The 1,185-nt window shown below is 70.9% G+C and carries 2 protein-coding genes; both read left to right on the plus strand.

What is annotated here, in order from left to right:
• Positions 1-777, plus strand: a 777-nt coding sequence (locus tag PUR61_RS00690; protein WP_329874517.1) for a substrate-binding domain-containing protein, incomplete at its 5' end; no start/stop codon positions are given.
• A 201-nt stretch (positions 778-978) separates the two neighbouring features.
• Positions 979-1,185: ATP-binding cassette domain-containing protein (locus PUR61_RS00695; RefSeq protein ID WP_329874519.1), on the plus strand; the 207-nt coding region annotated here is incomplete at its 3' end.

A 1,185-nucleotide genomic window follows, 5' to 3' on the forward strand; every position in this document is an offset into this window, starting at 1 on the left:
ATCAGCGAGGTCCAGGCCGCGATCGCACAGAAGACCAACGGCGTCGTCATCGTCGTCCCCGACCCCGCCGTCGGACCCCAGGTCGTCCAGGCCGCCAAGGACGCCAAGGTCGCCCTGCTCACCTCCGACGACCAGATCTGCACCAACGGCCCCGACCCGTCCGCCTGCGCCCCCGACAACCTCGTCCCCCGCATCGGCTTCTCCGGCACCCAGATGGGCGGCGAGGTCGGCAAGCGCGCCGCCGAGGAGTTCAAGAAGGCCGCCTGGAACCCCGCCGAGACCCGCACCATCTCCGCCTGGAAGCAGGACGTCACCGTCTGCGGCGACCGCGTGAAGGCCGCCAAGGACGCCTTCGGCTCCGCCGCCCCCGGCGTCCAGAACATCGACGTCGCCACCGACAACACCCCCACCGGCGCCCAGGACAAGATCGCAGCCACCGTCACCGCCAACCCCGGCGTCAAGAACTGGGTCGTCTGGGGCTGCAACGACGAGAACGTCCAGGGCGGCGTCACCGCCCTGGAGAACGCCGGCATCGGCGCCGACCGCGTCATCGGCGTCGGCCTCGGCGCCTACCTCGCCTGCAAGAACTGGGGCTCCGGCAAGCCCTCGGGCATGAAGGCCGCCCTCTTCATCAACGGCAAGGACGTCGGCGCCCTCGCCGTCCAGACCATGTACGACAAGCTCAAGAACAGCAAGGACTTCCCCAAGGAAGCCTTCGCCCCCACCACCATGGTCGACGCCACCACCTGGAAGACCGCCGGCGTCACCTGCAGCTGACACCCCCGAAGCCGGCCGGTCCCTCTCCCCCCGGGGAACGGCCGCCTGCCCCTTCGGCCCCGGCCCCTGCGCCGCCGGGGCCGAAGGCGGCACCGCCCCCACCGCCCCAGGACATCACCAGGAACCTCCCGCCCCAGTGGGCGCACGGCCGGCCGACCGCGTGCCCTTCCCTACCCTCGCCACACTTCTCAAGGAACTCCCATGAGCAAAGCCCACGACCCGACTCCCGACCCTCGCCCGCCCAGCAACCCGGGCTCCGCAAGATTCGCCGGTGTTCACCAGGTCACCAAGCGGTTCGGCGCGGTACGGGCCCTCGGCGGAGTCACCCTCGACTTCCCCGCCGGTCAGGTCACCGCCCTCATGGGCGAGAACGGCGCGGGCAAGTCCACCCTCCTCAAGATCCTCACC

It is taken from the genome of Streptomyces sp. BE20 (genome assembly GCF_036322525.1).
Lineage (GTDB): Bacteria > Actinomycetota > Actinomycetes > Streptomycetales > Streptomycetaceae > Kitasatospora.